This is a genomic window from Geomicrobium sp. JCM 19055 (assembly GCF_000698185.1).
GTDB lineage: Bacteria > Bacillota > Bacilli > Bacillales > Marinococcaceae > Geomicrobium_A > Geomicrobium_A sediminis.
The window spans coordinates 43,687-63,536 of the sequence record NZ_BAXL01000025.1; the positions used below are offsets into that span (position 1 = coordinate 43,687).

Here is a 19,850-nt window from a genome sequence, read left to right on the forward strand (position 1 = left end):
GGGAATAGAATTTAAGCGTCAATATAATCTGAATAAAATGATTGTTTAAACCATTGATTGTAATTATGTAGATTTAAGTAGACTTTTGTTCATTATGTTCACAGGATTTCGTTTTACAAATATAACAATAACCGTTGTAGCAACGACAACGGTTATTTCAAGAAATATTTACGCTCCGGTCTGCCTACAACACCATACACTGGCATGGCCACAGCACGCTCAAGTTGAATTAAGTATTCTAAGTACCTCCTTGCTGTTGTGCGCGAAGCCCCGAGGTTCTCACCCATCTCTTCAGCGGTGACTCCTTCAGCCATTGCTTTTAATAACTGCTGGACGTGCTGTAAGGTCATCCCATCAATCCCTTTAGGTAAATCGCTAAAATCGCTACTCTCTGGCTTTAATGACCTTTCAAGTAACTGATCGATATGTTCTTGGTCAAAAGGAGCAGAGCGATTCATCAAATTAAAGTACGAAACGTAATTTGCCAATGACTGTTCCAACCGTTCGAATGAATGACTTTTAATAATGTAATCGTACACCCCGTATCGAATGGCCTGCTGTACATGATCTCGTTCATCCGAAGCTGTAATAACAATGATATCTACATTGGGCGCTGCAGCTTTTACGTTCATGATTTGTTCAACGCCAAGTCCATCTGGCAAGTACAAGTCTAGTAAGATTAAATCGATGTCTTGCTCATTTATTTGGTCCATCATCGTTTGCACATTCGTCGCTTTGCCAACACACTTAAATGATGAGAATTGACCGACGAGAGATTCATGAACATTTGCGACACGAAAATCATCTTCACAGATGAGCACTCGAATCATTGCTTTGCCCCCCTCTTAATTGTTTAGGTAAATAAACTGTAAATACCGTCGTTTCCCCTTGGAAACGATGATATTCCAGAAAACCTTCATAACCTTCAACTAACGCTTGTACTATAGCAAGACCATACCCTCTTTTGCTACCTTTTGTGGAGTAGCCTTTTTCAATGACATGATCTAATTCATCTGAAAGTCCTTGTCCATTGTCCGTAACCTCAACAATGATATCTTTACCGTAATCTGAAATCGAAACCGTTACAGCCGGTCGATGATGCGTGAGCGACGCTTCTAACGCATTGTTGATGACATTACCTATAATAGAGATCAATTGTGAATCACCGATGTGAGCAGGCAACTTTTCTAAACGACTCTCTGGGTCCATTGAAAAGTCGACTTTCAATTCCGATGCACGACCATACTTACCAACAAGAATGGCCTGAACCGTCGTATCCTTAATATAATTAGTGACGAGATGGTTTTGCTTATCTTTCACGGATGTTTCATGTGCGATAAACGATTTCGCTTCTTGAAAAAGCCCAAGATGCATATACCAGAAAGTGTGTACAATTTATTCGTAAACTCATGATTTTGTGCTCTTAGGTCTTCTGAATAGCTTTTAATGTCAGACAAAGTGTTCGCCATCTCAATCATCTCAGTTTTATCTCGAAAGCTACTCACAACACCTTGAATGTCAGCACCATGCAGAATCGGTTGGCGATTTACGATCATCGTCTGACCATTAATAAACAATTCATCGTTGTACTCTGCTTTTTTTGTACGTAGTACCCGTGGGATTTTCGTCTCTACTATAACCTCTTGAACGGGTTTACCGACGATATCACCTGAAACGTTTAAAATTTTTCGTGCAGATGAATTGAGCGAAGTGATCACTCCGCTTGAATCTACAGCTATGATCCCTTCACGAATGGCAGCAAACGTCGCTTCACGTTCGTGGTAAAGCGCACCAATATCTTTAGGCTCAAGCCCGTACATATCTTTTCGAATACTTCTCGATAAAAGCATACTTCCTAACGCCCCAATGACAACAATCACCGTTGTAATCAATACAATAACTCCGATTCGCTGCCACATTTCAGCATGGATATCTTGAACGAGAAACCCAACAGAGACAACACCAATAATTTCGCCATCAGCACTATGGATCGGTGTTTTTCCACGTAAGGACATACCTCTAGTTCCTTCTGCAACTGACACATACGATCTCCCTGCAATTAATGCCAAATCATTATCTCCACCAACCATGGCTTCACCAATTTTCCATTCATCGGGATGGGCGTAACGCTCACCTTCATCGTTTCCAATCACGATAAACTCTGCTTCCATATCTCTTTGATAATGATCGGCATACTGTTGCAATAATTCCGAAGGATTGTCATCTGTAAATGCGTCAACCACCTCAGGAGAATTTGCGATGTGAACTGCTGAACTTAACGCTTGATCTCCAAGACGCTCATAAATATTATGATATTCTATATAAGCTAAAAACGCTGCCATGGAAAGCGCAACAATGGCAATCAGTCCGACCATTAATCCGAATATCTTCGTATGCATCTTCACTGCATACCAAGCCACCTTTTCACTTGCGATTAAAATCATTCAGTCTTTTGTCAAAAATGATAACACGTTTGATTTTACCTTATTTTTTTGTCATTATGACGAAAAAAAACATGAACCCATAAAAAAAACCAAATCAATAGATTTGGTTTTCAAAGCATCACACATTCGAAGCTTTCAGTCGTTCATAAGCATCGCGAAGCCAAGGATGAACGATTTTCAGTGATGGACTGTGATACAACTGATTTACAAAATAGAATGACCCTTGCTCTAACGACTGTTGCATCGCTTTGCGTAGCTCATCTCGATACGGAGGCTCTCCACCTTGATCCCATTTCAATTTATCTGCTAGAAAGACGATATGATCGAGCATACTCGGCTGTTTATGCAATGTTGTGTGTGTTTCAATCGCGGTTAATACCCTTTGATCTTCAATATGAAAGATTTCTTTAGCAATGACTTTACTAATCTTTTGATGAATAATCATCGGAACGATGTGCTCTTCTTCATAAAGATCAATTTCTAATTGCGTTGCGACGCTCACTCTGTTTTCGTTCGGGACGATCCCTCCAATATCGTGTAACAACCCCGCACGAAACGCTTCATGTGCATCTTCACCGTACGTTTTTGCCAATGCTTTTGCTTCACGAGCAACTTCCAAACTGTGTTCAAAAATTGGCACGCAATGATACGCAACAAAGATCTTCTGCACTTGCGTTTCAAATGAATCTTCAGCGTTTATGACCCTACGAATCTCCTCAATGAATGAAATGGTAGTCACCCTTTCCTCAAATGTTACAGGTTCTTCTTATAATAAAGATGGTAACGATTCACTTCACTGAACCCCAACTTATTTGCAAGTTGCATTGAAGCTACATTCGCCTCATCACAATCCCAAATAGGGGTGATGTTCCGCTTTCTACATTCTGTTACAAACGCAAGCACGAGTGCAGTTGCAGTCCCTTTTCCTCTAGCAACTTTTCGCGTGTAGATGTCAATATTGGCTTTTTCTCTACTTCGAAAAATGGACGTGCATTCCGCTACAATTTCACCTTTCTCACTTTCAGCATAATAGCCAATGCCATATTTTAAATAAGCTTCTACACTTCCCCATTGTTCAACGTAATAGCATTCATCAAATTGTTGACTCTTTGCGATTGAATGCTTATTAATCTCATAAACCGGCAACTTGAACGAGCTCTGGAGCTGAACTTCCTCGTTCAGATGATGCACAACCCTCGACATTTTCATTGTATTTTCCGTTTGTACGGTTTCAAAAAAATTCACCCCATCCTGTACTCGTTGAAAACAACGTAAACCGTTCATGTCGTTTCTTCGCATAAAAGGACATGAACGCACGCGCAAAACGATCATCCAGTTCTCCTTGAAGAGAATACGTACCGCCCTTAGTAGCAATAAGAACTGCTTTAGGTTGTAACCGATCTGAGTAAACAGCTCCTTCAATGAATCCTTCTACAATCCCAACAGTTTGTGTTGGTGATAAGTCGTCGAGCATATTCATCGCTAATTTAGGATTAATTTGTTCTAACATGAGCCTATACCGGCCACATTTCAAGTGGATTAAGTTCATAGATCCCATTGTCTCGGTACATAAAATGAGCCATCACAAACTCTCGTCTAACCGTTGCGTAATCTTCATAATACGTTTGAATATACTCATTAATCTCTTTTTCTTCATAGGATTTCCCGTGCTCTAATCCACGAAGGATATGCTCTAAAAGAATGAGCTTTTTCTTCCGCTGTGCAGGCAACCTCTTCAATCGCCCGGTTTGGTCGGTGAAGTTCTGTATAATTTTTGCCTTTTCTTCTTGTGATACGGCGTATTGCTCATCCATTGCATTCCCTCCAACTTCAATAATGGCATGTGTAAGACGCTCTAACTTACTTTCATTCAAATAATAATAGATCGTATTTTTATCGCGACGCTGATAGACAACATCAATATCCTTAAGCTTCTTCAAATGGTGTGAGATCGTTGGTGCTCTTAAGCCTAACTTCCCGGCAATAGCTTGACCGTGAAGAGGTCCTGAACGCAACAAGCTAATGATACGTATTCGCGTTTTGTCTCCGACGGTTTTATGAAAGTTAACGATTTTATCAAGTTGCATCATTCCACCCCTATCTAATTAGATTATAATCTAATTAGATAGTTATTTAAATAGTAATAAAAAAACTCTGAAGAACCTGCTTCAGAGTGCCCGCTATTTATCGTTTTTGTTTATTACAAATTGAAGATCACTAATCGTATCAATCAGCGTAACATTCGGTTGCTCATTAGTTACACGAATGCCGTAACCTCGAATCCCTAACTTTGTCGCCAAATCAACATCAACCTTAGAGTCACCTACAATAAAGGAGTGATCCAAACGAATCTCTGGATAGTTCATTAACGCTTGTTCGATCATTCCGACGTTAGGCTTTATACACCTACAGCCTTCATCCCTTCTATGGGGGCAATAAAAGACTTCTTGAATCGAAATGTTATGCTCTTTTAAGACATGAAGCATGCTGCTATTTATTGTTTCGTATTGTTCATATGAAATGTATCCTTCATTAATCAAGTACTGATTCGTGATGATGATAACCGTATATCCTTGCTTTTGTATATGATCTAACGTTTCAATTGCTCCATCCATAAACACAGGCTTCTTCACCCTGGCCCACTCGTGATCCTCATAATCTTCAATAATCGTACCATCGCGATCAAAGAATGCTACGTTCATAGAAACCAACTCCAATGATTGATATGTTATAATACTCACACAAATTAGGAGGGGTAATTTGACGTTATTTAAGTACCGACCTGTCCGACTTATCTTCTTATTTTTTTGCATCGTACGGGGCCTTGGTGTTGTTCCAAGTCCTATTCGGGGAAATTCGCTGGTTGAATAACCTTGGTTAGCACTAACCGCGACTGCGTTTTACACACTCGTTGAATACCACGACCAAATTTTCAAAAAGTATGCTGCACAAAAACAAGCGGATAACAACCAAGACTAGCGACTAACTATGCATCTTCAATTTCAATAATATAAAAGAGCGGGCAATACGTATGCCCGCTCTCCAAGAAGATCATTACATTTTTTGCCTCTGACTAATCAAATACGAGAACAAGAACCCGATGATTAGAAGCAGCACACTCGCAACCATTTGGCCAATTGTCTCTGGTATGCCAATGAAAAGCACAATAATTGACCCCGCTAACAGTCCAACAATTCCTGCATACGTACTCTGTCGGTAATGCTGCAACAAAAATCGTACAAGCTTCCCAGTAATGAGTACACCGATGACAACACCCAATCCAACCACTGCGATTATGTCAATTTGCAATGCTGTAATCGCATTTGTAGCCGTATAAAAGGCACCAAGAATCATAAGAATTAACGCACCACTAATTCCTGGCAGTACTAAGGCTGTACTCGCAAGCCACCCAGCAAAGAAAAGGAACAAGTAATCCGTAAACACTAAGTCCGTCATGATCGTCTCATCTGGTGCAAATACAACGTTGATCATCACAAGGAAGATAAAGAACAACACCATCAGGGCGTAATGTTTGCCTTGATAAGGAATGTTTCTAGCGTTCCCAGCATGGCGCATTCCACTGAACCAGATAAACGGAAGCATCCCAATGACAAGACCGATAAATAAGAAATGCGTCGGAACTGGATAGTTATCTAAAAAGAACTGAACCAGTTGAATTGACAAGAGAAAACCAATGACAATTCCGATTCCAACAGGAATTAAGTAAAGAACACCTCGCCTAAAATGCTTAGACGTCAGGTCACTAATCGACCCAATGATATTTTCATAAATGCCTACTAACATCGCAATGGTACTACTACTCACGCCTGGTACGGTTTCGACCATTCCCATTGCAATGCCTTTCCAAATGTTTTTCCAGTTCATTCGATTCTCCTTCATGAATGTACGAGACTTTATGTCGTCGAAAATTCTTACGTATGTAAGAGTTTTGACATGACATATTCATTGTAAAACACATCGTCGATACGTAGCGACTTTCTTTTTTTCACCTTCGATTGTAAATCCACACTTTTTATAAAGCCGTATTGCCCGTTCATTCACCGTTACAACATCTAATTCCATTCGAACGATCTCACGTTGCTTCGCCCAACTGTCTATGTAGTCGAACAACTCCTGCCCAGTCCCTTGTCCCCTGTAGGACTGTAATACTCCGATGACGAGTCGGACGGAATGCTTAGTTCGGTGCACGTCCCCTCCAATAGCAATCACGTAACCGATAAGCGTAGTTTCAGATTCTGCAAGCACAATCGTCGAATGCTCGCTAGTAAGAAAGTGTTGAATCATTGATCGTTGCTGTTCAATCGTAAGGCTTCGTTCTCCGGGTTCCATGAGCATAAACGATGCTTCTGATTCAACCGTTGAGATGAGCGTACGTAACGCTCAGCATCCTCACGTTGAGCTTCTCTTATGTGCATACGTCTTCCCCTCTCGTTCAAATCGCCCTCCCTATCTAAAAAACAACATGACCTTTCTAGCAAACTTTCTTATCTTATTATACGTCACCTTACTCTATTCGTTTCACCTGTTCCCAAATTCTTTACAATTCCTTCCTGTTAAAAGACACGTTAACTTAGGTCTTAAACCCTTCGTTAACGTGTCTGTTTCACTCGTCGATTTCAATCGTTCGTGCGGTTCGCTTCGCCATCTCCTCATCAAACAACCTCTCGATGACATGCAATGACATTTGAATGCCTGCAGAGATCCCCGCAGAAGTTATGACTTGCCCCGCATCGACATACTTTACTCCACGAATGACTTCAACATCTTCAAAAGTATGTTCTAGCATCGATAAGGCTACTCGGTTCGTCGTCGCTTGCTTACCTGACAATAAGCCTGCTTGCCCGAGGAAAAAGGCTCCCGTACATACTGAAGCGACGAGCTGTTCACGATGAACGTTAATCCAATGAATTATCTTTTCATTCTGCTGCACAAGTTGCATCGCTTTAAGGGGACCACCTGGTACAATAATTATGTCAAAAGCAGGATGGTCACCAAAGCTATAATCCGGTGTTACACGTAAGCCATTGTGTGCGGTTACCGTTTGACCGTCTTCTGATACCGTACTAACGTGGAAAGGCTTTGAATCTAATTGATTCGTAAATAACTTGTTCACATCGCTTTCTTGAAAGACCGTTAAGTTAAACACTTCAAATGGTCCTGCGAAATCTAATACATCAACATCATCAAACAGCAAGATCCCAACTTGATACGTCTTCTGCATCGTTTCACCCCTTTGACTCATAATACCCTATACTGGTATTTTGAAATGAATCAAAACTGTGAATCTTTTCGCGTCCATCTGTCTGAAGGACTACCATACCTTGTCTAATTGTGGTGCATAAAATTCGAGTGCCTTTTTATAACGTAAGATCTCTGCATCGTCCGTCGTTTCAGTAATGCATTGTAGAAGAAGTTGTGTAGAAGCTTCATAGTTTCCGAGGTTATATAACGTTAATGCGTGAAAGACTTTTAACGCATAGTCATCAGGGAACGCTTCTATTCCTTTTCTTAGCGTTTTATCAGATTCCATATACATCCCGAGTGTGCGATATGTACTTCCTAGTCCCAAGTACGCTCCTTGTAAGTCTTCACTTGATAAGCCTTCGTTTAGCGCTTTCTCATAATAGCCAACTGCTTCCCGCTCGTTGCCTTGTGAATCACAGTTTGAAGCATAATGATAGTAAACGTCACCTTGGCAATTCATGTGACTCATAAGGTCCCTAAGAATATCGTTCGATTCCTCGAACTTCCCTTGCTTTTGAAGTTCTAGTGCTTCTTCTAGCTGCTTTTTGCTCATTGTTATCGCTCCTATGTTTCATATCGTAAAACACCATTCACCGTTTTTCATTATAGGAATCTTCTTATTGTTACTCACGCCATAGACATCCATGACTTCATCACCAATCATCACGTCTTGATGAATTGCCGACTCATTCATTCCAATTGCATCTCGTTCACTTGCGTTCATTGAAACTCCTCGAAGCACATTGCTAGCATACGCTTGACCAAGCGCTATGTGAGAAGCTGCATTTTCATCTAAAAGTGTACTGTTAAATACCACTCCCGTCTTTGCGACAGATGAGTGCTTACTAACGAGTGCGACTTCTCCAAGTCTTGATCCACCATCATCAATTCCAATGAGATCTGCAAACTCTTCACTGTATGGTCGAGTTTTACAACTTTACCTTCCTGAAAGTAGAGCGTAACTCCTTGAATTAATTGGCCATTTAAGTTAAATGGTTTTGTTATGCGTACGTGACCAGAAACTCCCCATTTATCAGGCATTGTCCACACTTCTTCTACAGGGATATTTGATAAAAACAAACGACCGTCGTTTGTTTTTCAGCACCCCCAGTCCATACATGTTGCCTGACAAGGCGTACGTACAGTTCTGTATAATCACTCTTAAATTCCAACGCATCAAATTGATAGGCGTTTAACCGACTGGCAATTGTTTTTAACTTTATATTTTGACGATTCCAAGACTCTACTGGGTTTTCTTCGTGCAATTTTAGAATTTCATCTAGAAGTTCACTTAAACGACGAAACGCCTGATCACTCTCTAACTCTGGGAAAATTGCATTTGCCCACGCAACTGTCGGAGCGTTAACCACTACCCATTTGTTGTGATTTTCCATTCCAACTTTACGAATCGGGGCCATTGCTTTTGCTTTAACTTCTATAAGCTTGGCAGCTTTTTTTCCGTAACAAATTAGACTCTAGCTTAGCAAACGACGGTGCAGTTATTGAGACCGTAGAATAACCAGCTTCTAATTCGGCCCACTCGGTTTGGACGAGTGAATCAGGATAATGATGCATGTACAGACTACATATGTAACGAGCTCGAACAAGCTCAACTTCTGGATCACGCAAGTCTAGCTTCACATACGAAGCACCTGACAAATAAGCCTCTTTTGTTACTTCTCGAACCAACGGCATATGTTCAAGATTGAAATTCACTTTAACAAGATCACCAGACTGAACAGCAATTCCATTTTGAACAATCACCTTTGCATACTTAGATAATTGCATTGAACACCCCACAAAAGAATATGGCTTCCTTCCATCTTTCGCTGAATCGCACGTAATTCCTCTTATTCCATAACAAAGTAAGCTCGGCACAACACCGAGCTTACTTTGTTTACTGTTATTGAATTCGTTGCACGGTCGTAACAGGTATTTCATCTTTTTGTGCTACGTCACTGTCGTCGCTCTGGTCCACACCAATCCAACCTTGCAGTGTGTCCCCTGTTTGTAGTTCTTCTATTGAAATAATCTCCTCATCTTCATCTAAGATAACCCCTGATTCAGGGTGAAGCTGAAGGATGATTTCTTCACTTGAACTTTGAGATAGCGTTAGGTGATGAAGAGCTTGATCGTCTTCACTCAATTGAATATTTACAACCGCACCCTCGACTATCGGCTCGTTTGTAGGTGCTGGGCTCCGAATGCGCCACAAGCAGTTAGTAGCAATGCCGTACTTAGGAGAAATAGAATTGATTTACTTCGAATCGGTCGTCACCTTCCATCGTCGTCATTTCTATTCATCTCTACCCGCCTTAATGAGTGATTAACCTTCTTCTAACGAATACGTTGAGAATGATTGTAGCTGAAAATGATGAGTGACAATCTGTGGTACCTCAGACAAGTCCTCGATCACGATATCTGCAAACTGTAACTCTTCTTCTTGAGCAAAATCAAAACGGCAACCAATAGAAAGAAGGTTATTATCCTTAGCCGCTTGAATATCTGACATTCGATCACCAATCATGATTGCCTCTGTTACGAAATGCTTATTCAGAATGGTTTTCACTAAGTCACTTTTACTCAAGGTTTCAATTTGTTCAATGCTATATGTACCTGCAACAAAACGATCCAATGAATAGTGGGAAACGATTGATTGTAAGTATTTCTTCAAACCATTACTTGCAACGAAAATCTGAATATCATTTGCCTTTAATTTTTCAAGTACGTTTACCGCATTTGGATACAATGCTCCTAAACCTTCTCCAATATTACGAATAAGTCGTTCTAAAAAAATACTGATCACAATACTTTCTTGTTGCCCCAGAGCAGTCAGGAAGCAGTGTTTCCCATACTTTGGTAGAGGAACCCCCATAATATCCCGGTACAATTGAAGCGGAGTTTCACCCTCCCATTCACCTTGTAAACGTAACTGTTCGAACGTATCTTCTAATGATGTTTCTAAAATTCGGTCAGTTTGAAATAAGGTCCCATCCATATCAAAAATAACAGCTTTCATTTTCACACCCCATATGGTAATTTCTTTATCTTGTTAATTATAAGGACTTACACTTCTCGTGCAATTACATTTTCATTAGCATTGTGATCATTACGACTTCTTTGTAGTATGCTACTACTAGGAGGTGATCATCATCAAACGACTCCCAGAGTTTCTTTTGCTTGGCGTAGGGCTTACGTTGCAACTATTTGTCACTGCGGTTTTACTTATCAGCTTATTGTTCGCAACAGTTTCAGCACAACTCCCACTGCCGGGTGTCGGCACACAAGCATTCGCCTGGTTCGTATTCGCCGTTCATTTAATCGGACTCATACTCGTAATTATTACTACATTGCACATCAAGAAATCGGCGCGTAAAGCAGGGCTTCGCTTGTTAATCATTGGCGCTATCATGCTCATTGTGACCCTCGGAGCAACGCTCATTCAATCGGTGTTGTTTATTGTTGCTGGCGTATTATTTATGGTGCGACTTCAAGATCGAGTACCTTCAACAGTTGCAGGATCAGCCTAATTCTTTCTTTAACTAAACATACTAAAAACGCTCATGAAGATGCTCATGAGCGTTTTAACGTTCGTCACTTTTTAATGCTTGCATTCCAAACGACTGGGGCTTCAAACAATTCAAAGCCTTCGACATCCTCATGGACTGCGACAAATGAATCGTAATGCCCGAGTACAGTCGAAGAGCCTATTTCATATAAGTACTGCTGCACGTTCGCCCACTCCTCGGCAGCTTCCTCTTGAGATGCTGCTTCGCGAACAGCCATTAACCTGACCTTACTTGTTCATCATCAAGCCCCGCCCATTCTGGTGTAACAGCTAAAAGCTGTGGTGGCGTTAATTGGTAACCCGTACTCGCCAAAAACAAATCCCAGCGACTATGATCATCCTTCGTTTCTAAAAACGTCGCAAAATCAAACGTATCTACAGACACATTCATACCGATGTTACGCAATTGTTCTTGAATAACGAGGGATCCGTTGTACATTTCATTGTAGTCAGGCGTTGTAAGAATTGTAATTTCTTCTCCATCATAACTCGATTCTTCTAAAAGTTGCTTCGCTAAATCAGGATCCGCTTGATTGTAATAGTCGGCTCCTGCATCCGTTGCCCACTGCTCTTGATTTTCGTTCAAATACCCAGGAGCAAGGGAGAACAATTCGGGTAACGGATAACTTGCAAGCATAATCTCCTCGTTGTCGAGCGCCGCAAGCACGACATGGCGAAGCTCTTCATCTGATAAAACGCCTTCGTTCGTATTGAAAAACGCCGTTAACGTTCCTCCCGGTACCGATTCAATCTCAATGCTTTCATCTTCTTCAAGTAAATCGTAGTTTTCTAACGGAATACTATCTGCAATGTCATAAAGGCCCGTCTGCAAGCCCGAAATTCTCGTAAAATGATCCGACACGAAGTGATACGTTAACGTCTCTGTTGGCGCCTTAATTTCTCCTGTGAAACCACTAGGCTCCCCTTCTAAAGACTGAAAATCATCATTTCGAACGAGACGGATGTATTGATCTTGTTGCCAATCATCGAATTGATACGGTCCGGTACCCACGTATTCTTCAAAACCATCTGCGGATGCGGATTCAACAAACTCTTTTGGCATAATCGATGGGAATTGTGCTTGCGAAGCTAACAGAATAAGAACGTCTGACGTGGCTTGTTCTACTATTAATTCTACTGTATAGGATCTACTTCAGTGAACGTCGCACCGTCTAACAATTCTTTCGCTCTAGAGGAAACCGTTAGCCAGCGATTCATCGACGCAACCACATCTTCCGCTGTCATTTCCTCTCCATTATGAAACTGAACGCCTTCACGAAGCGCGATCGTGTAAGTCTTGCCATCATCGCTTAACTCATACGACTCTGCCAACACGGGCTGCGCTCATAGTTTCCATCTAATTGAAACAGTTGTTGATAAATGTTTCCAGCAATGTCGAGTGCAACCGCTGAAACCGTTTGAGCAGTATCGAGCGTAGGCGGTTGAGCCGTTTGGGCAATGTTCAATTCATCTCGAACACTTTGCTCTTGCTCGACTTCGCTGTTTTCACTTGCACTTTCCTCAACTTCACTCGGTGAACTACAAGCGACAAGCGCGCCTAAAACGACCGCTGTTCCAAAAGTTGTTATGCTCCGTCTTTTCATACAATCTCCTCTAATCTATATGTATTCTTACCCATTTAGTAGGCTTAATACGTTCAGTCTAGACAGAAAAGTGAAATAAGTCAATGAGTAACGAACATCTAGAAGGGAGTTGCCCCTGAACGAACAACTCCCTCGTATACCACTATTAATAATAAAGCACTTCTACCTTATTACACGTTAAGCATCGCCTCATTAAATCATCTTCACTAAAACGATGCGTACACTGCTGTTGAATATGTTCAAGCGTTGCTTCAAGTTGCTCAACTTCAACCTTCTTCTCTTCAATGAGGTGCTCGATTTGCTTCACTCTACCATCCATCGATTTCCCTCCGATTATCGGTACAACTTCGCACCAGCATCAACAAACTCATTTGCCTTTTCTTTTAAGCCGGTCTGAATCTCTTCAGACTGTGACGCGGTAAGCTTGCGAATATCATGTGAAATTCGCATACTGCAAAATTTCGGACCGCACATTGAACAAAAGTGAGCTGTCTTTGCTCCTTCAGCTGGCAACGTTTCATCATGATACGCCATCGCCCGATCTGGATCTAACGAAAGGTGGAATTGATCGCGCCAGCGAAATTCAAACCGCGCTCTCGATAAGGCATCGTCTCGTTTTCTAGCTCCCGGATGACCTTTAGCAAGGTCTGCGGCATGTGCGGCAATTTTATACGTAATCACACCTTCTCGAACGTCGTCACGATTAGGTAGCCCTAAATGCTCTTTAGGGGTCACATAGCAAAGCATCGCTGTACCATACCATCCAATCATCGCTGCACCGATCGCAGACGTAATGTGGTCGTAACCTGGGGCAACATCTGTCGTTAACGGACCTAACGTGTAGAATGGGGCTTCGTCACACACTTCTAACTGCTTATCCATATTTTCTTTAATCAGATGCATCGGCACGTGACCAGGTCCTTCAACCATCACTTGTACATCGTATTGCCACGCTCGCTTCGTTAATTCACCTAACGTATCAAGTTCAGCGAACTGAGCTTCGTCATTCGCATCTGCAATCGATCCTGGACGCAAGCCATCACCAAGGGAAATACAAATGTCGTAGGCACGTAATATCTCACAAATCTCATCAAAATGCGTATACAAGAAACTTTCCTCATGATGAGCAAGGCACCATTGCGCCATAATCGATCCACCTCTAGAAACAATGCCCGTTAATCGATTCGCCGTTAACGGAACATACCGCAATAAAACGCCCGCATGAATCGTAAAATAATCAACCCCTTGCTCCGCTTGCTCAATGAGCGTATCCCGATAAACGTCCCAAGTCAGATCTTGAGCGACACCGTTTACTTTCTCAAGTGCCTGATAAATCGGAACCGTCCCAACTGGAACAACGGAGTTACGAATAATCCACTCCCGCGTTCGATGAATGTTCTTTCCGGTTGAAAGGTCCATAATGTTATCTGCACCAAAACGGGTTGCCCACGTCATCTTCTCTACTTCATGTTCAATTGAAGACGAAACTGCAGAGTTACCAATGTTCGCATTGATTTTGACGTGAAAGTTACGACCAATAATCATCGGCTCACTTTCCACATGATTAATGTTCAACGGGATAATCGCCCGCCCCTTGGCAACTTCTTCACGAACAAACTCCGGTTCCATCTGTTCACGAATGGCAATGAACTCCATCTCAGGCGTGATAATGCCTTTTTTTGGCATAATGAAGTTGGGTCACACATTGACCTGGTAGTGCTTTACGAACGGTACGTCGGAACTCTACTTGTTGTTGATCATGCGTCGATGATTCACTACGAACGCCATTGTCTTCAGGCTTTACTTGGCGTCCCTCATACTCTTGTGTATCCTTTCTTTCTACGATCCAATTTTCCCGTATAGCTGGCAGCCCTTCTGTTAACTGAATATGAGCGTTTTCGTCCGTATATGGTCCACTCGTATCGTAGACGAGGAGGGGTTCATTGTGCGTTTCCCTGCCGTCTTCATGAATGGTTGGACTTAACGAAATTTGTCTCATCGGCACTTGAATGTCAGGACGGGAACCTTGAATATACACCTTCTTACTTCCTTCAAAACTAGACAACATTTCAATGTTTTCTTGCTGCACACTTTTTGTCATTTAAGCCTCTCCTTCAAACTAATTCCTAAAGGACGAGATCAAGAGCATACAAAAAAACCAGGCCGCAATAAATCGACCTGGTTTATCCATACAAGAAGTAATGACTCATAGATAACTTCCCTACGCTGGCATGATCCAGATCAGGTCCAAAGAGTCAAGAAGCTTCATTGCGCTTCCCTCTCAGCCCAGCTCATTGGGCTCCCCTAGTTAAGGTTATTTAATTCTGGCATAAGTATAGAATGGATTGAATAATAAGTCAAATCAGAATTTATCCGAAGAGGTGCAACTTCTTATTGATTATTGTGGATAAGGTGTGAATAGTTGCTGGAACATCTCTTCATCAACGTCTTCGTTTTCCAATTCAATGACCATAAAGCTCCATTGATCTTCCGTTGGTTGTTGAATGAAGAACGGAACTCCCTTACCTACAACGTGGCTCCTAACTTCTAAGGCTTGACTCATCTTATCATTGTTAAAGCCAAAGTTATCAAACGTGTACACGTCTCCTGATTGCTCCACAACATGGATGGCAAATAATGCTGTTCTCGAAGGGGGCACATTCGTCGTACCTGGATTTCTCCGGATAAAAGGTTCAACAACGACATGATCCACTTCTTCAAGTTGCTTCTTGCCGTTCCCCGAATGATACGATCGACACGCCATCATGATCAATCACGCGAACATGATCCCACGATATAAAAATCAACAGAGGCAACATCAGTAAGCTCGTAAAGAAGGGAATAAGCACACGTTTTTGTTTTATACCTTCACCAGACAGAAGTGGCGCCACTGAAAGAATAAAAACGATAAACAGAATAACGATCAGCCACATGAATGAGTCATTCGCGTACAACATCATATAAAGCTCATCACCGTGACTTAAGGCATTCTCTTGAGAATCAAATAGCCACATGAACCCACCCATAGAAAACGGTATAAATAGAGCAAAATAAAAGAAAATCCGAGTATGATACCACAATCGTTGTTTAAGATTACGAAATCCGTTTCGCACACCAGTTCCTAAAAACCATACCGGAATTACAAACGCGAATTGTATAAACAGATAGAAAAAGATTTCATATTCTTCAAACAAAGGATCGATCATGATAAAGGCCATCACCACGCAAACGCTTGTAAGCTAAAGCCAACAATTACACGCCAAGACGGGATCTTTGCTACTTCCTCACGCTTTTCAGTAGAAGTTTCACTCATCACTGATTCCCCTTCCATCGTTATTCCCTACGTTTCGGAAAAGGAAAAAGTTTCTAGTGCATTAAAATTGAGGAAGAAATCATCCTAGACATACCAAGCCTTTAGAGGTTTTTGATAAAGTTTAATCAACCAGCCGAGAATTTTACCGATAAAATATACGGAGATAAATGTTCCAAAACCAATCGCCCCTAACGATCTTGTAAACATGAGACAAATTGCTCCCGCAATAACTACATTTACACTATCGGTCAAGATTTTTGCTCTGCTCAATTGCAATCCAAATCGTTTACCAATCACATACGTCAGTGCATCGTATGGCATAAGAGGCAAGTTCGCTGTGAAGTAGAGCAGCAATCCGATTGCAACGAGAACTAAGCTAACGACCAAATAACTCGTTCTTGCCAACAAACCCACTGGCGTTGTAAACAGTTGTAACAATTCCAACGTAAAATACATAAAAAAACCCGAACAAAAGCACAATCGGGATTTGCTTCAAATAGTCTCTTAACTTCGATTTTCTATATAACAGCATCTGAATGAAAATAAAAATAACATTCACTATAATCGTTGTTATTGCAATCGTTGCTTCAGACGATAATGTTAGCGCATACGGTAATGATGATACCGGTGAGACACCTAAATTCGCCTGAATGGAAAAACTAACACCTAACGATAACGAAAACAATCCAACAACATATAAGCTTAATTGCTTCGCTTGATTCATACTCATTTCAACTACTCACCTTCATGGTCATGTTGTCGATCACCTACATTTAACCTATCATAGAAGTAGTCATATGAATAATATATATAAAATTAATAAATCATATCTAAAAACATATGTTGGTAATTCTCAACTTTAAGAAAGGACACTCACATGGACATTCGCCAACTCTATTATTTTAAGGAAATCGTTAACCAAGGAAGCATTTCTAAAGCAGCCGATGCTCTTCACATGGCTCAGCCTCCACTAAGCCAACTTCTAAAAAAAACTCGAAGATGAACTAGGTTCGACACTCATTCATCGCTACCGACAAAAATGGCAAGTGACTGAGACTGGTACTCTTTTGTACAACTATGCATGTCAACTCCTTAATGAAATGGACGACATGAAGCAACGAATTACCGAAATTGAGAACGGAGATGCCGGCTCTGTACACATCGGGGTTTCTTCGTCTTGTTCAAATCTTTTATTAGATTACATTAAACAACATCGCCAACACTACCCAAATGTGAAAATCCATATTCATAATGGAAACTCTGAAGATTTGTTAACACTACTTGAACAAAAAGAGATTGATGTTGCATTTCTCTTGCGCCCGTTCGACTACACCCGTTACGACCACAAACTTCTAAATTTACAATCTTGTCGCGCTGTTATTCCGAAAGCTTGGATTAGTCAGTTCCCTGACTATGACGTAACGTTTACACAGCTAGCCAGGACTCCCTTCGTATTGTTAGCACCACTTGAAGGCTTATCATTAACAGAAAATATTAAGAGTTCTTTTCAAAACGAGCAAGTAGAACCAAACGTTATTATTGAATGCAAAGATATTCAAATGGTCATCCAGCTAGTAAGCCAAAAGGTGGGTGTCTCTGTTATTCCAATCGACTCCCTATCAACAACACATGACTCCATTACACTTAGACCGATTAAGGGTTTTGATGATGTTATGGAACCTGCCATTATTAAATTGAAAGACTCACATCGCTCTGTCGCCGCACGACAATTTTGGCAACTGATCACCTCGACATAACGACAAAAAATCAGCAAGGGAATCACCCCTACGCTGATTTTTGTTTTCCAAAATAGAATACACCTAGTATCCAAAATAGAATCATTAAGACAGTTACACCAATAAGCGCCGGCATTAATCCGAACTGGATAATAAACGGCATAGCCGCTGCCGTTACGAGACCTCCACCGACCATCGGTTCAAAGAAGACCTGTTTATACCCAAACGCTTTCATTGCTGGTGTTTCTTGTTTCGGGTCGACGATTTTCATAAGCATAATTCCAGTCGCCGCAACCCCCATCGATTGTCCATAATCACCAATACCACGCTCAAACCAATGGTTTGGAATCATCTTAGGAGCAAGATACAAGAACAAGACGACGTTAATCAAGATACCAGCAACCGCTAGAATGATGAACTCCCAAATGTTTGCCCCAATCACAGACAAGCTAAGTGTCGCTAATGCACTAATGATTAAGAAGTCGAGTGCTGTGTTTTGAATTCGCAACACAGTCTCACGATCAACCATCGACCGTTTATCAAAACGAGACATGAACAATTGCAAAATAATACCGCCGATCATGGCAAATGGGAACAATGGAACGTGGGCAATCAGTTCAATACCAGACGCTGCGTACCAAGTGACTTGCTCAACCCAAAGAAGCCCTTCCAAAAGCCAATAACCGATGAAAATTGCAATTGCAACGAGACCTAAGTGAAAAGCCAATGGCTCAATTGAAACACTTGAAGTCGTCTGCTTTCCAGAAGATTGACGGTTTTCTTCATCAATGATTCCAGATTGCTGTTCAAACGACAGTTCATCTGGGTGTGATAGCGTTGACAATTTCCCGCGACGAGCAGCAATATTAAGCATGATAATCCCGATGATTACACCACTTAAGAGACCAACAGTCGCAAGACCTAATGCTAAATCATACCCTTCTTCAAACCCTAAGGAGATGAAACTATCTTGTAAACCAGCAGCCGTACCGTGTCCTCCGACAAAACTAATTTCAATCAAAGCACCTGCTGCAGGACTCATACCAAACACCGGTACAAGAATTGTCATCGCAAGCAACATACCCACTGCATATTGCGCCCACGTCATCACATAACCAAGTGAAATTTGTGGTCCACCGACTCTCCAAATTTCAGATAGTTTTGGAAGTACGAAGCCTATGAATAACGTTGCAAATACGACATTAATTAACAAACCCGGAAGCTGAGACCAAACGTCCATCATATCTTCCGTAAATAACCCGTAAGAAGTTGAACCTTCTGAAGAGAAAAATCTCCCTAATACCTCTGGTCCTAAGAACAGAGCTAAAAAACCACCAATTAACGAACTTGGCAAGAAAAGTCTTTGCAGCAATGGCGATTTGACGCGAATCCACTTACCAAGCATTAAAACCATGCTAAGCACTACGAGCGCAAAGCCGATAACCTGTAATGACATAACATCCAATCCTTCACTAACCGAGTTTCATATGTAGCTACGTTTAACCAAATACTAATTAATATTTTTATATAATAATATATGGGACAACGCCCTATATTCTATGTGATAAATTATAGAAAAGCAATGCAAAAAATAATTTATTAATTTATAATAAAAGTTTTCGAACAAAGTTTTAGAATGACAATTTTCTGCAAAATAAATTGTAATTTTGTTCCCTCTTTTTAGAATATAAATGATTACCTACTATACGATTTGTCCACTTCAGACGATCGTACTATCCTTTTTAAGGTCTATAGTGGGATACTAATTCACAAGGTTCTTTAGCTTTATATCGCATAGTTCTCTGCTCTTGTTCCGCGCTCCCACTCTCCTGTTCCGCGCTCGCCCTCTCTTGTTCCACGCTCGCCATCTCTTGTTCCGCGCTCGCCATCTCTTGTTCCGCGCTCGCCATCTCTTGTTCC

At 41.2% G+C, this 19,850-nt stretch carries 27 protein-coding genes, 3 pseudogenes and 1 riboswitch; of the genes and pseudogenes, 3 read left to right on the top strand and 27 right to left on the bottom strand.

Going from position 1 to position 19,850, the window contains the following annotated elements; translation table 11 throughout:
• Window positions 1–152 precede the first annotated feature (152 nt).
• The 17 genes and pseudogenes from JCM19055_RS19120 to JCM19055_RS19195 form a co-directional block, all read right to left on the bottom strand.
• Window positions 153–830: a response regulator gene (locus JCM19055_RS19120; protein ID WP_042360880.1), complete on the bottom strand. Its 678-nt coding sequence runs from the start codon at window positions 828–830 to the stop codon at window positions 153–155.
• Complete coding sequence (locus tag JCM19055_RS24685) at window positions 808–1,320, bottom strand: sensor histidine kinase (protein WP_052366554.1); 513 nt, start codon at window positions 1,318–1,320, stop codon at window positions 808–810. Before JCM19055_RS24685 ends, JCM19055_RS19120 begins: the two co-directional genes overlap by 23 nt.
• On the bottom strand, window positions 1,317–2,399 hold the full coding sequence (locus tag JCM19055_RS19125) for a sensor histidine kinase (protein WP_265182382.1): 1,083 nt from the start codon (window positions 2,397–2,399) through the stop codon (window positions 1,317–1,319). The genes JCM19055_RS24685 and JCM19055_RS19125 overlap by 4 nt, the downstream gene beginning before the upstream one ends.
• Before the next feature lie 163 nt (window positions 2,400–2,562).
• Window positions 2,563–3,183 (bottom strand): bis(5'-nucleosyl)-tetraphosphatase (symmetrical) YqeK, encoded by a 621-nt coding sequence (gene yqeK, locus JCM19055_RS19130; protein WP_052366556.1) that lies wholly within the window; start codon window positions 3,181–3,183, stop codon window positions 2,563–2,565.
• A 14-nt stretch (window positions 3,184–3,197) separates the two neighbouring features.
• Entirely contained in the window at window positions 3,198–3,689 is a 492-nt protein-coding gene (locus tag JCM19055_RS19135) for a GNAT family N-acetyltransferase (protein WP_052366557.1), read from the bottom strand.
• Window positions 3,676–3,954, bottom strand: coding sequence for a hypothetical protein (locus tag JCM19055_RS27675; RefSeq protein ID WP_042360881.1), 279 nt, complete (start codon window positions 3,952–3,954; stop codon window positions 3,676–3,678). The genes JCM19055_RS19135 and JCM19055_RS27675 overlap by 14 nt, the downstream gene beginning before the upstream one ends.
• 4 nt (window positions 3,955–3,958) lie before the next feature.
• Window positions 3,959–4,531, bottom strand: a complete 573-nt coding sequence (locus JCM19055_RS19145) for a metalloregulator ArsR/SmtB family transcription factor (RefSeq protein ID WP_042360882.1) — start codon at window positions 4,529–4,531, stop codon at window positions 3,959–3,961.
• 93 nt (window positions 4,532–4,624) lie between these two features.
• Entirely contained in the window at window positions 4,625–5,146 is a 522-nt protein-coding gene (locus tag JCM19055_RS19150) for an HAD-IIIA family hydrolase (RefSeq protein WP_042360883.1), read from the bottom strand.
• Window positions 5,147–5,498: 352 nt separating this feature from the next.
• Entirely contained in the window at window positions 5,499–6,329 is an 831-nt protein-coding gene (locus JCM19055_RS19155; RefSeq protein ID WP_042360884.1) for a DUF368 domain-containing protein, read from the bottom strand.
• Window positions 6,330–6,407: 78 nt separating this feature from the next.
• A complete protein-coding gene (locus JCM19055_RS19160) occupies window positions 6,408–6,800 on the bottom strand; it encodes a GNAT family N-acetyltransferase (protein WP_265182372.1) in 393 nt (130 codons plus the stop codon).
• Between the two features lie 268 nt (window positions 6,801–7,068).
• Window positions 7,069–7,686: a DJ-1/PfpI family protein gene (locus tag JCM19055_RS19165; protein ID WP_042360885.1), complete on the bottom strand. Its 618-nt coding sequence runs from the start codon at window positions 7,684–7,686 to the stop codon at window positions 7,069–7,071.
• Window positions 7,687–7,776: 90 nt separating this feature from the next.
• Window positions 7,777–8,262: a tetratricopeptide repeat protein gene (locus tag JCM19055_RS19170; protein ID WP_042360886.1), complete on the bottom strand. Its 486-nt coding sequence runs from the start codon at window positions 8,260–8,262 to the stop codon at window positions 7,777–7,779.
• 18 nt (window positions 8,263–8,280) lie between these two features.
• The gene (locus JCM19055_RS25850; protein ID WP_081833837.1) at window positions 8,281–8,604 is read right to left on the bottom strand and encodes an aminopeptidase; all 324 of its coding nucleotides are present in this window, start codon (window positions 8,602–8,604) and stop codon (window positions 8,281–8,283) included.
• Window positions 8,502–9,127 (bottom strand): annotated as a pseudogene (locus tag JCM19055_RS32250) (aminopeptidase). The gene JCM19055_RS25850 and the pseudogene JCM19055_RS32250 overlap by 103 nt, the downstream one beginning before the upstream one ends.
• A 10-nt stretch (window positions 9,128–9,137) precedes the next feature.
• Complete coding sequence (locus JCM19055_RS19185; protein ID WP_042360889.1) at window positions 9,138–9,497, bottom strand: aminopeptidase; 360 nt, start codon at window positions 9,495–9,497, stop codon at window positions 9,138–9,140.
• A gap of 115 nt (window positions 9,498–9,612) precedes the next feature.
• On the bottom strand, window positions 9,613–9,924 hold the full coding sequence (locus JCM19055_RS19190; protein ID WP_265182373.1) for a hypothetical protein: 312 nt from the start codon (window positions 9,922–9,924) through the stop codon (window positions 9,613–9,615).
• Window positions 9,925–10,035: 111 nt separating this feature from the next.
• The gene (locus JCM19055_RS19195) at window positions 10,036–10,728 is read right to left on the bottom strand and encodes an HAD hydrolase-like protein (protein WP_081833840.1); all 693 of its coding nucleotides are present in this window, start codon (window positions 10,726–10,728) and stop codon (window positions 10,036–10,038) included.
• 124 nt (window positions 10,729–10,852) lie between these two features.
• Here JCM19055_RS19195 and JCM19055_RS19200 point away from each other — a divergent pair, with 124 nt between their 5' ends.
• A complete protein-coding gene (locus JCM19055_RS19200) occupies window positions 10,853–11,239 on the top strand; it encodes a hypothetical protein (protein ID WP_042360891.1) in 387 nt (128 codons plus the stop codon).
• Between the two features lie 64 nt (window positions 11,240–11,303).
• Here JCM19055_RS19200 and JCM19055_RS30400 read toward each other — a convergent pair whose 3' ends face one another.
• The 9 genes and pseudogenes from JCM19055_RS30400 to JCM19055_RS19225 form a co-directional block, all read right to left on the bottom strand.
• Window positions 11,304–11,495 carry a hypothetical protein gene (locus JCM19055_RS30400; protein ID WP_265182374.1) on the bottom strand — a complete coding sequence of 64 codons (192 nt, stop codon included), beginning with the start codon at window positions 11,493–11,495 and terminating at the stop codon, window positions 11,304–11,306.
• Complete coding sequence (locus tag JCM19055_RS30405) at window positions 11,495–12,406, bottom strand: ABC transporter substrate-binding protein (RefSeq protein WP_370543231.1); 912 nt, start codon at window positions 12,404–12,406, stop codon at window positions 11,495–11,497. The genes JCM19055_RS30400 and JCM19055_RS30405 overlap by 1 nt, the downstream gene beginning before the upstream one ends.
• A gap of 5 nt (window positions 12,407–12,411) precedes the next feature.
• Window positions 12,412–12,609, bottom strand: a complete 198-nt coding sequence (locus JCM19055_RS30410; protein WP_265182375.1) for an ABC transporter substrate-binding protein — start codon at window positions 12,607–12,609, stop codon at window positions 12,412–12,414.
• Complete coding sequence (locus JCM19055_RS30415; protein WP_265182376.1) at window positions 12,588–12,881, bottom strand: hypothetical protein; 294 nt, start codon at window positions 12,879–12,881, stop codon at window positions 12,588–12,590. Before JCM19055_RS30415 ends, JCM19055_RS30410 begins: the two co-directional genes overlap by 22 nt.
• A gap of 145 nt (window positions 12,882–13,026) precedes the next feature.
• The gene (locus tag JCM19055_RS26710; RefSeq protein ID WP_152549981.1) at window positions 13,027–13,200 is read right to left on the bottom strand and encodes a serine protease; all 174 of its coding nucleotides are present in this window, start codon (window positions 13,198–13,200) and stop codon (window positions 13,027–13,029) included.
• A gap of 14 nt (window positions 13,201–13,214) precedes the next feature.
• A pseudogene (gene thiC, locus JCM19055_RS19210) lies at window positions 13,215–14,982 on the bottom strand (phosphomethylpyrimidine synthase ThiC).
• Window positions 14,983–15,082: 100 nt separating this feature from the next.
• Window positions 15,083–15,197, bottom strand: a riboswitch (TPP riboswitch).
• A gap of 82 nt (window positions 15,198–15,279) precedes the next feature.
• Window positions 15,280–15,645 (bottom strand): hypothetical protein, encoded by a 366-nt coding sequence (locus JCM19055_RS19215; RefSeq protein WP_265182377.1) that lies wholly within the window; start codon window positions 15,643–15,645, stop codon window positions 15,280–15,282.
• Window positions 15,599–16,087 (bottom strand): hypothetical protein, encoded by a 489-nt coding sequence (locus JCM19055_RS19220; RefSeq protein ID WP_265182378.1) that lies wholly within the window; start codon window positions 16,085–16,087, stop codon window positions 15,599–15,601. Before JCM19055_RS19220 ends, JCM19055_RS19215 begins: the two co-directional genes overlap by 47 nt.
• 191 nt (window positions 16,088–16,278) lie before the next feature.
• Window positions 16,279–16,918: pseudogene (locus JCM19055_RS19225) on the bottom strand (YitT family protein).
• A 153-nt stretch (window positions 16,919–17,071) separates the two neighbouring features.
• On the opposite strand from JCM19055_RS19225, the gene JCM19055_RS30420 reads away from it, so the two are divergent.
• Both JCM19055_RS30420 and JCM19055_RS19230 read left to right on the top strand, forming a co-directional pair.
• Entirely contained in the window at window positions 17,072–17,197 is a 126-nt protein-coding gene (locus tag JCM19055_RS30420; protein WP_265182379.1) for a LysR family transcriptional regulator, read from the top strand.
• 106 nt (window positions 17,198–17,303) lie between these two features.
• Window positions 17,304–17,951: a LysR family transcriptional regulator substrate-binding protein gene (locus JCM19055_RS19230; RefSeq protein WP_265182381.1), complete on the top strand. Its 648-nt coding sequence runs from the start codon at window positions 17,304–17,306 to the stop codon at window positions 17,949–17,951.
• Window positions 17,952–17,979: 28 nt separating this feature from the next.
• Here the strand turns inward: JCM19055_RS19230 and JCM19055_RS19235 are convergent, their stop codons facing one another.
• A complete protein-coding gene (locus tag JCM19055_RS19235; protein ID WP_042360894.1) occupies window positions 17,980–19,386 on the bottom strand; it encodes a sodium/glutamate symporter in 1,407 nt (468 codons plus the stop codon).
• Window positions 19,387–19,850: the final 464 nt, after the last annotated feature.

What these genes read in the sequence shown, in the direction of transcription:
- JCM19055_RS19165 (WP_042360885.1), bottom strand. Translation starts at nt 7,686, where the DNA reads ATGCAGAAGACGTATCAAGTTGGGATCTTGCTGTTTGATGATGTTGAT.
- JCM19055_RS19120 (WP_042360880.1), bottom strand. Translation starts at nt 830, where the DNA reads ATGATTCGAGTGCTCATCTGTGAAGATGATTTTCGTGTCGCAAATGTT.
- JCM19055_RS19145 (WP_042360882.1), bottom strand. Translation starts at nt 4,531, where the DNA reads ATGCAACTTGATAAAATCGTTAACTTTCATAAAACCGTCGGAGACAAA.
- JCM19055_RS19125 (WP_265182382.1), bottom strand. Translation starts at nt 2,399, where the DNA reads ATGCATACGAAGATATTCGGATTAATGGTCGGACTGATTGCCATTGTT.
- JCM19055_RS19230 (WP_265182381.1), top strand. Translation starts at nt 17,304, where the DNA reads ATGAAGCAACGAATTACCGAAATTGAGAACGGAGATGCCGGCTCTGTA.
- JCM19055_RS19195 (WP_081833840.1), bottom strand. Translation starts at nt 10,728, where the DNA reads ATGAAAGCTGTTATTTTTGATATGGATGGGACCTTATTTCAAACTGAC.
- JCM19055_RS19235 (WP_042360894.1), bottom strand. Translation starts at nt 19,386, where the DNA reads ATGTCATTACAGGTTATCGGCTTTGCGCTCGTAGTGCTTAGCATGGTT.
- JCM19055_RS19155 (WP_042360884.1), bottom strand. Translation starts at nt 6,329, where the DNA reads ATGAACTGGAAAAACATTTGGAAAGGCATTGCAATGGGAATGGTCGAA.
- JCM19055_RS26710 (WP_152549981.1), bottom strand. Translation starts at nt 13,200, where the DNA reads ATGGATGGTAGAGTGAAGCAAATCGAGCACCTCATTGAAGAGAAGAAG.
- JCM19055_RS27675 (WP_042360881.1), bottom strand. Translation starts at nt 3,954, where the DNA reads ATGTTAGAACAAATTAATCCTAAATTAGCGATGAATATGCTCGACGAC.
- JCM19055_RS30415 (WP_265182376.1), bottom strand. Translation starts at nt 12,881, where the DNA reads ATGAAAAGACGGAGCATAACAACTTTTGGAACAGCGGTCGTTTTAGGC.
- JCM19055_RS19160 (WP_265182372.1), bottom strand. Translation starts at nt 6,800, where the DNA reads ATGCTCATGGAACCCGGAGAACGAAGCCTTACGATTGAACAGCAACGA.
- JCM19055_RS30400 (WP_265182374.1), bottom strand. Translation starts at nt 11,495, where the DNA reads ATGGCTGTTCGCGAAGCAGCATCTCAAGAGGAAGCTGCCGAGGAGTGG.
- JCM19055_RS19150 (WP_042360883.1), bottom strand. Translation starts at nt 5,146, where the DNA reads ATGAACGTAGCATTCTTTGATCGCGATGGTACGATTATTGAAGATTAT.
- JCM19055_RS30420 (WP_265182379.1), top strand. Translation starts at nt 17,072, where the DNA reads ATGGACATTCGCCAACTCTATTATTTTAAGGAAATCGTTAACCAAGGA.
- JCM19055_RS19215 (WP_265182377.1), bottom strand. Translation starts at nt 15,645, where the DNA reads ATGGCGTGTCGATCGTATCATTCGGGGAACGGCAAGAAGCAACTTGAA.
- JCM19055_RS19220 (WP_265182378.1), bottom strand. Translation starts at nt 16,087, where the DNA reads ATGATCGATCCTTTGTTTGAAGAATATGAAATCTTTTTCTATCTGTTT.
- JCM19055_RS19170 (WP_042360886.1), bottom strand. Translation starts at nt 8,262, where the DNA reads ATGAGCAAAAAGCAGCTAGAAGAAGCACTAGAACTTCAAAAGCAAGGG.
- JCM19055_RS19185 (WP_042360889.1), bottom strand. Translation starts at nt 9,497, where the DNA reads ATGCAATTATCTAAGTATGCAAAGGTGATTGTTCAAAATGGAATTGCT.